The sequence below is a fragment of the Streptomyces goshikiensis genome (assembly GCF_014650555.1).
In the GTDB taxonomy this organism is placed as follows: Bacteria; Actinomycetota; Actinomycetes; order Streptomycetales; family Streptomycetaceae; genus Streptomyces; species Streptomyces goshikiensis.
On sequence record NZ_BMVE01000014.1, the window covers coordinates 196,881 to 204,477 of the forward strand.

Sequence of the window (7,597 nt, forward strand, 5' to 3'; positions counted from 1 at the left end):
CGAGTTATGAGTGGCTGTTGGGCTGGTTGAGCGCCCGGGTCAGTTCTCGGTTTGCGGCCCGTGCCGCCTCCAGCTCCTCCGTTCGCTCGTCGAGTTCGCCCTGCTTCTCGGCGAGGTCCTGTTCGAGCGGGGCGATTTGCCGTTGGAGCTGGTCGATGGCGACTGGGGCTCCGAGCCCGGATTCCGCCCAGACGCTTTCGCCGAGCCGGGATGACAGGCGCTTCTCCAGTTGCCGGATGCGGGCGGTGAGGCGCTTGTTGGCTTCCAGCGCGTTCGCGAGGTCGCTCTGGAGGGAAGCCCGGCTGACCGCGGCCATTCGTCCGTTCTCGACGGGTGCCTGGCGGGCGGGCGGTCGTCCTCGGGGGCGGTGTGGGTGCCTCGGGCAGGCGGGAGAGGAGGCGCCCCGGCCCGCTTTCGGCCTTGTGCGCGCCAGGGGCTGGCGGGCCCTGAGGGCCGGGCCCGACGGTGCGTGACGGGGCGGCGCGTTTCCTCGTTGCACCGTACGGCGGGGCTGTTGAGGGCCCCGTTGCGTTGCAGACCGGGATAGAGGAGATGTGGCATGGCCGAAGGGTTCTTAGGGCGAGTTCCTGATCGTGCACGAGGCGTCGGGCCTGTGTCTGTCGGCCGAGGCCGGTGATGTCAGTGTGCTGGCCTCGCACACCAACAGGGCGGGGGACGAGATCGTCTACACCGAGACGCAGCGCCCGCGCCTGCGTCTGGAGAAGCCGACCGCCGATGCGGGCGCCGGTTTCCAGATGTGGTACTTCGACACCTCGAAGGACTCCTGGGGCAAGCCGGTGAACGTCCTGACCCACCGGGTCAAGTTCGACCCCTACGGCCGGTTCGCCCTGCGCATCGGGGTCGGCGGCAGGGACAGGGATGAGCGGGACGCCGCTCTGCTGACGTCCACGGACAAGTTCGCCGATGCCGGGCAGAAGAAGCCGTCCGGCTAGGCAGACGGGCCGGATCCCCTCGACCCGTTCAATGGCATGGAGGATCTCGGCGGGTTGGACATGCTGGCCCCGACCGGCCGCTCGGGCAGTTCCCTGCCCGCCGAGCTGCAGGGCACCGGCGTCGACGGCAAGACGAGCTGGCGCATGACCCCGCAGGGGTTCCTGATCTGCCACGACAAGGGCCAGGATCAGCGAGAGTACTACCTCCACGCCTCGGTCGAGGGCATGCCCTCGGACATCGACGCACGCAAGTGGAAGCTGGTCCCCGCCTCGCGCTCCTGACCCTCATCCCGACCCGGAACAGCTGCTCCATCTTCTCCGGGGAGCGTGCGGCGGTCCTGCCGTGCTGTGAAGCTGCTATGCCCGGACCTGGTGCGGAGGTCAGCGTGCGGGGCGGCCGTGAGGATCACAGGAGGTCTCCTCGGGGTGTGGGGCGTATGGCCGGGGCGGGCGGCCGGACGGGGAACGGTCGGCGCGGCTGCTGAAGGCGATAGCCGTGGTCGCCGGGGCCCGTACCGGGGGAGTGGGCGGGCTCTCGGAGTTCGAGCGGATCGTGTTCCACGGCGTCGCCGGGGTTGCGGGCCGGGAGTACCCGCCGCCGGGCCACGGTTACCCGCGCCGGTGAACGCAATCGCGGATTTCAGTCCCGTCAGTCCCGTTGGCCGTGCTGTGGAGGGTGATTGCCTGGCCGTTCGGCGGGCGGCTGTGCGTGTGCGGGGCGGTGTCGGGCGTGGGTGCGGCCCCGGACGGGTGGTGCCCTGGGCCAGGAGTGCGTTGGTCGTCCGGTAGCTCGTGCTGGTTCATAAATGTGGGTGTTCGGGCAAGGAGGCGTTTCTGGCCCTCTTTGTGGCTGGATGGTCGTTTCCGTCGTCTTCGGTTGGGTTGATGGGCCTAGCGTCTGGAGTCCTCGGGGCTGTTGGCCGCGGGATGGGCGTCGGGAGGAGTGAGGGTGTCTGACCGGGTGAAGACGACGGAGCCGGAGCGGCTGGAGCGGTTGCGGGCGCTGTTGTCGGGGGCGCGTTCGAAGGACCGTGTGGGGCGGGCACTGGGAGGCATCGAGTACGGCAATGTGCTGTTGGGGGCGATGCTGCACGGTGCGGACCGGGTGCGGCAGGGGCATGCGCCCACCGATCTGGAGCAGTTGCTGCTGGGTGCCTTGCGGACGGTGGTCCCCGATGCGGAGGCACAGCAGTGGGGCAGGGTGTACCGGGAGGCGGTGACCGGCCAGGGCGGCCGGCTGCCGGTGGTGCCGGAGACGATCACCCGCCGCCCGGTGGCCCAGGGCTACACGCTGGCGAACCTGCGCCAGGACGTGAACAACGTCGTCGCCGAGGCTCTGGCCGCTCCGAACGTGCAGATTGTGGATCCGCGGGTGGCCGCGGCGGGGCAGGGGGAGGACCCGGTCTTCGTCGAGGCGATGCGGGAGACCGGTTTCGCGGTCACCGCGTTCGCCCGCCCCTCCGCGTCCCAGGCCGCCGCCGCTAACGCGGAAGACGGCGGGCAGGCGCAGGAGGAGCCGGCCGAGGCGGGCGCCGATGGGGGCGGCAGCCCCCAGGCGGCGTCGTTCCGGCTGCGCCTGGAGATGGAGAGCTTCTACGTGCGCCGCGCTGTCGGGGACGCGGGTGCGAGCAAGGACGAGATCTACTGGACCGCCGCCGCGGCTGCCGGCGGCGGCACGGGCCGTCCGTTCATCTCGGAGGAGTTCGGAGGGGTCAAGGCGGGCCAGACCCGCTCCTTCTCCTCCTCCAAGAAGGTTCTCTTCGACGGGCAGTCCAGCGGGTACCTCGGGCTGTCGATCCACTGCTGGGAAGCCGACCAGAGCAGCGACGACTGGTGGGACGCACTGGTCAAGGCCCTCAACGACGCGGCCGCCGCCATCGACCGCTTCATGATGATCGACAACTTCCTCGGCTTCGTCCCCCTGTGGGTCGGGATGGCCTTCGAGGTCGGCAAGATGTTCCTCTTCATCATGGAGGCCTTCCGCAACTACGACGACCTCTCCTGCCAGCGCACCATCGGGCTGGATCAGCAGGATCTGGCCGTCCTGGCGCACTACGGCCAGACCACGTGGCACTTCAATGGTGACGGCCACCACGAGCTGAAGGTGAAGTACGCCGGTGACCCGGTGCCCTTCCCCGTCGGCACCCTGCGCTACGCGGTGTGGAACGGCGGTACCTGGGGCGCACCGATCGCCCTGGACTTCGAGTCCATGACGCCCCCCGCCCTGGCCTCCTACAACGGTGTGCTGCACGCCCTGTTCGTGCGCCCGGCCGACAAGGTGGTCATGTGGACCCGTCTGGAGGCTCCCGTGGGCGTCGGTGGCGGCAGCCCCGTCTGGAGCAAACCCGAACGGCTCGGCGGCGACGCCACCCTGTACGCCCCGGCCCTGGCCGTGGGCCACGGCAAGCTGTACTACGCCGTCACCGGACAGGACAAAGGACTGTACTGGCGGACCTACACCAAGGCGGGCGGCTGGGTCCCGGCCTCGAAGCTCTCGGGCTACGGCTCGAATTACGGGCCCACCCTGGCCACCGTCCGGGACCAGGTGTGGATGGTCCACGTCAGCGGCGACCAGAGCCTCTTCCTCAACACCCACAACGGCACCAGCTGGAGCTCGCCCCACGATGACGTCCTCGAATGGCATGTAGGTGCCGCCGTCGCGATGGCCACCTACAACGCCGACACCTGGAAAATCGCCTCCGGAATGGACAGCAAGCTGCACGCCGGCACCTCACAGGGACACCCTCGCCAGTGGCAGCGCCGGGGCAACGTCGCCTCCGACCCCACCAACTGGTCCCCGGCGCTCACCGTGCATGACGGCAAGATGTGGCTCTTCATCCGCAGCACCGACGGCGCCCTGCAGGCCAGCACTTTCAACGGCGCCTGGAGCGGCTTCCAGAAGGTGAACCCGGGAGCAGCCAAGCCGATGGACGCACCGGCCGCCGCCTCGCACGACAGCAAGCTGTACGTGATGTACCGCCACTGACCCCTGCCGCAGACGCAAGCCCTCCCTGCCGGCGGCAGCCGCCGGCAGGGAGGCCTCCCGTCCGCATCGGCACGCCGGATACCGGAGCGAGTCCCGCGGCCTGCGTCTCAGCGGCGCGCACCATCATCCCGAACTGAACGCCCGTGCACCTTGGCCGCTTGTCGAGCGATGGGCCTCTGTTGCGGGGCCTCGCCCGGGGTGTCTTGGCTGCTGGCGGTCAGGTGCGGGTCATCGTGCCGGGGATCGGCTCACTCGTCGTGTTGGTGGAGGTAGTAGCCTTCGAGTGCGTGGTAGAGGCGTGTGGTGGTGGGGGTTGTGGTGCCTGCGGTGTAGGCGGCCGCGGGGTTTCCTTCGCCGTCGACGACCTCGATGTGGGCGGGGATGCGGGCCCCGCTGGCGGCGACGAGGACGGGCACTCCGTCCCGGTATTCGAGCGAGAGCGCGGCAATGTCTTCGGGCTTGACCTCGGATGCCGGGGTCGGTGCGGGTTCGTGTGTGCCGGTCGGCAGCTTGACCGGTACCGGGCCCTTGGCCGCAGGCGTGATCTCGGGCATGTCCTTCTCCTTGCCGATCGGCTAGCTGCCGACCTGGCCAGAGCGTGGCATGACGCACTGTCACCGGACAACGACACTTTTCGGCGCGGCGGCTGATACCGGATGGCCTGCGATGCGCCGGAGGTGTCGATGGCATAGCCCGGCAGCCGGAGACGGACCGGTGGGGAGGTGCTGGTCCGCCGCAGGTGAGCGTGGCGGGGTGGCTTTCCTCCAACCGGGCGGGCTCTCGGAGTTCGAGCGGATCGTGGGCCACGGCGTCGCTGAGGTCCCGGGCCCCCCCGTATCCGCCTGCCGGCCGCGGCCACCCGCGCCGGTGAACGCAATCGCGGTTTTCAGTCCCGTCAGTCCCGCCGGGAACGAGGATGGCCGCCTGGCGAGACACTGCTGTCCCTGTCCTTGTAGGGCTGCTTGAACCGTTCTCAGAGCGCGGTGTGCGGTCTCTGGTCGGGGAAGGGGCCGGGGGCCAGGGGGCCGCGTCGGGCTAGGGTCGACGGTAGCCCGTGCCGATATGGCGTGCGTGGGTGAGGCCCGGTGCCCAGAGCGCTCTGGGGGCAGCAGTAGCACCGGGCCGCTTCAGACAGGCGACGCTCCGGCGCTGGTGGCGGAAGGTCAGCGCGTGGCGGTGTCGGTGCCGGTTCCGAGCTGGCGTCGGCCGGACGGGCGGAGTACCGCAGGAGGTGCCTCCGCGGGCGTACGGGGTGCCTCGGCCGTCTCGGCGGCGAGGCGGGTCCGGCGGCTGCCCTCGGGCTGGACGGCGGGTGTTGTGGGGCGGGGGCCGGCGCCCAGGGCGCGACGTTCGGTCATACGGTCATTGTCCTGGCAGTGGCTTTTCACCGGGATGACAGTGGAATCTCTCATTCCGATGACAGTGGCGGCCCGTCAGGTACCGGCTGTTGGTTGATGGTGTGGTGGAGGGCGGCGCGGAGGACCGTCCCGGTGGTGGTGATCTGTGCGGCGGCCTGGGCGCGTTCGTCGAGGGCTTCGGTCGGGGCTGTCCGCCGGCTGGCCGCGTCTGTTCCCCATCGGTCGGCCCATGCTTCGAGGGCTTGGACGTGGGGGAGGTTGGTCCAGTACACCCCGCGTAGCAGCGGGACGGCGAGGGTGTCGGGCAGGGTGACGCACAGGCGCGCGGTGTATCCGGCGCCTGCGTGCGGGCCGGTGCCGCCAAGGTTCTGGCCGGCCTGCTGCGCTCTCTCGGGGATGGGCTCCCACTTCCGCAGGAGCCCGCGGGTCTTGAGTTCCGTACGGAGCGCGGATGCCAGGGCCCGTGCCCGGGTGACTCGGTGCGTGCCGGTCTCCCGCAGCCGCTCCCGCTCAGCGCGGATCCGCGCGCGGGCCTCTCGCAGGGCTGCGCCCCGCAGTTCGAGCACTCCCGCGTGCTGCTCGGCGGCGGCCTGCCATCGGGTTTCGGCGGTTTTCTGTGCGGTGACGAGGGCGTCGAGGCGGTCGAGGTCGGCGGGGGGTACAGCGATGACCATGGTGTGTCCCATGTCCTCCATCATTCCTCGTATTGGGGGCGGTTCGGGCCGGATTTCAGCAGGTCAGGGCCGTGTGGGGCCAGTTGGTACGGGTTCTGTACCGGCTTTCTGGAAGCCGGTCTATCAATCTATATAGATACTGTGCGGGCCTTTTGGTAGGCGGCGCGTGTTCCATTCTCTAGCTGGACTCTATTTTGATGCATGGATTTGGCGGTGGGGGTGTGGCGGGGTGAGGGCGCCGATCTGTGGGACTGGTCTCTGGTGGGGACATGCCGGGGTTTCCTTGTCGGCCCGGATTCACTCGGAGTCGCAGTTTGATGACGGGGTGTCATGGGCAGGTCCCGGTCCGGGTCGGCAGTGAGCCGACCGAATTGGAGGTTTGGCATGCCCCTCATCGAAGGTGCCGCCCAACTGTTCGAGCGGCGGGACTTCGGCGGTAGCACCGCAGTCCTGACCGAAGGCGCATACAACCTGGACTACTCGGATAACGTCGTCGGCAACGACACGGTCATGTCCCTTCGTATCAACCCTGATTACGTGGTCACTGTCTACACTGCCGCCAACGGCGGCGGCGACAGCAAAGTGTTCACCGCTGACACTCCCTTCGTCGGAGAATCCCTCATCGGCAAGATTTCCTCCGTCAGGGTCGCCAAGCTCATCCAGGCAAGGGCCCAAGGGGATTACCCGTACACGCTCTATAAGCTGTATCCCATGAACCCCGGGGTAGCTGAGGCCCTTCTCAATAGGGACCCGTCTGCACCTCGCCCCGTCTACGATCCAAAGGCGCCACGTGTGTAGAGCGGTGATGACGCTTCATCAGTCCACCCCTGTCCGGAGCTAACCGCAGGACCCGGTCGAAGGCCGGCGTTGGCTCGGCGAAGCCGAGCCAACGCCGAGCCGGAGGGGGCCCGCCCAACAGACCGAAAGGCCTGGGACCCCGTGAAACGGGGGTCTATGGCGTCTTTCGAGTGCTCTGGGGGTGTCGTTAGGATCCGCCATTGGTACATGCTGCATCAAATCGATGAGGCCATGCCGTTCGTGCCCGGTTGGCCTACGGTGTCGGCCCAGGTGTGCGACTCGCGTACGCACCTTCCGATGCTGAGAGTCGGGTGACCCCTGTGGGTTGAGATCGTTGGCAATGCATGAACAAGATCAAGCGTGTCTGTACGACTCTCGCCCTTGCTGGGGCTGCGTTGACGATGACCGGAACAGCGCACGCAGTCGAGGAGCTGCTCGGGGAGTGGACTGCGATCGGGCACGAGACCGCGTATGACATGGTGCGGGACGACGAGGATAAGCCGGTCAAGACCGCCGGGGTCGAGGGGCTCCAGGTTGTAGGGAGCATGGGCACGGAATGAGATCGTTCGCGGCGTGATTTACGGGGAGGGGCCTCGGCCGGTGTAATGGGCCGTAGGCTCTGACCCCGTGAAACGGGGTCACCCAGGCCTGCGCAGCCGGCCGTTCGGGTGGTGGAGCGAAGCGGAACCACCGAACCAGTCCGGAGCGAAGCGCAGGACCCCGGCTCGAAGGGCCGGCCCCGAGGGCGCGAAGCGCCCTCCCGCTGAGCACAGCGAAGCGGTCCATTGCCCTGGAGCGAAGCGGAGGGGCAAGGCGCCGAAGGCGCCG

The 7,597-nt window shown here is 68.7% G+C and carries 9 protein-coding genes; 5 read left to right on the forward strand and 4 right to left on the reverse strand.

The annotated features are described in order from the left end of the window. Positions 1–4: 4 nt before the first annotated feature. The gene (locus tag IE248_RS31145; RefSeq protein WP_190032363.1) at positions 5–316 is read right to left on the reverse strand and encodes a hypothetical protein; all 312 of its coding nucleotides are present in this window, start codon (positions 314–316) and stop codon (positions 5–7) included. Between the two features lie 277 nt (positions 317–593). On the opposite strand from IE248_RS31145, the gene IE248_RS31150 reads away from it, so the two are divergent. The 3 genes from IE248_RS31150 to IE248_RS31160 all read left to right on the forward strand — a co-directional run bounded on the left by IE248_RS31150 (position 594) and on the right by IE248_RS31160 (position 3,939). After that, positions 594–953: a hypothetical protein gene (locus tag IE248_RS31150; RefSeq protein WP_190032364.1), complete on the forward strand. Its 360-nt coding sequence runs from the start codon at positions 594–596 to the stop codon at positions 951–953. A 36-nt stretch (positions 954–989) separates the two neighbouring features. Further along, positions 990–1,235, forward strand: coding sequence for a hypothetical protein (locus IE248_RS31155; RefSeq protein WP_190032365.1), 246 nt, complete (start codon positions 990–992; stop codon positions 1,233–1,235). 667 nt (positions 1,236–1,902) lie between these two features. Next, positions 1,903–3,939: a hypothetical protein gene (locus IE248_RS31160; RefSeq protein WP_190032366.1), complete on the forward strand. Its 2,037-nt coding sequence runs from the start codon at positions 1,903–1,905 to the stop codon at positions 3,937–3,939. A gap of 248 nt (positions 3,940–4,187) precedes the next feature. Here IE248_RS31160 and IE248_RS31165 read toward each other — a convergent pair whose 3' ends face one another. The 3 genes from IE248_RS31165 to IE248_RS31175 all read right to left on the reverse strand — a co-directional run bounded on the left by IE248_RS31165 (position 4,188) and on the right by IE248_RS31175 (position 5,983). After that, positions 4,188–4,493 carry a hypothetical protein gene (locus tag IE248_RS31165; protein ID WP_190032367.1) on the reverse strand — a complete coding sequence of 102 codons (306 nt, stop codon included), beginning with the start codon at positions 4,491–4,493 and terminating at the stop codon, positions 4,188–4,190. A 609-nt stretch (positions 4,494–5,102) separates the two neighbouring features. Continuing rightward, on the reverse strand, positions 5,103–5,297 hold the full coding sequence (locus IE248_RS31170; RefSeq protein ID WP_190032368.1) for a hypothetical protein: 195 nt from the start codon (positions 5,295–5,297) through the stop codon (positions 5,103–5,105). Positions 5,298–5,347: 50 nt separating this feature from the next. Next, on the reverse strand, positions 5,348–5,983 hold the full coding sequence (locus tag IE248_RS31175; RefSeq protein ID WP_190032369.1) for a hypothetical protein: 636 nt from the start codon (positions 5,981–5,983) through the stop codon (positions 5,348–5,350). A gap of 372 nt (positions 5,984–6,355) precedes the next feature. On the opposite strand from IE248_RS31175, the gene IE248_RS31180 reads away from it, so the two are divergent. Together IE248_RS31180 and IE248_RS31185 are read left to right on the forward strand one after the other, a co-directional pair. After that, a complete protein-coding gene (locus IE248_RS31180) occupies positions 6,356–6,769 on the forward strand; it encodes a hypothetical protein (protein ID WP_190032370.1) in 414 nt (137 codons plus the stop codon). Between the two features lie 344 nt (positions 6,770–7,113). Further along, positions 7,114–7,329 (forward strand): hypothetical protein, encoded by a 216-nt coding sequence (locus IE248_RS31185; RefSeq protein WP_190032371.1) that lies wholly within the window; start codon positions 7,114–7,116, stop codon positions 7,327–7,329. Positions 7,330–7,597 lie beyond the last annotated feature (268 nt).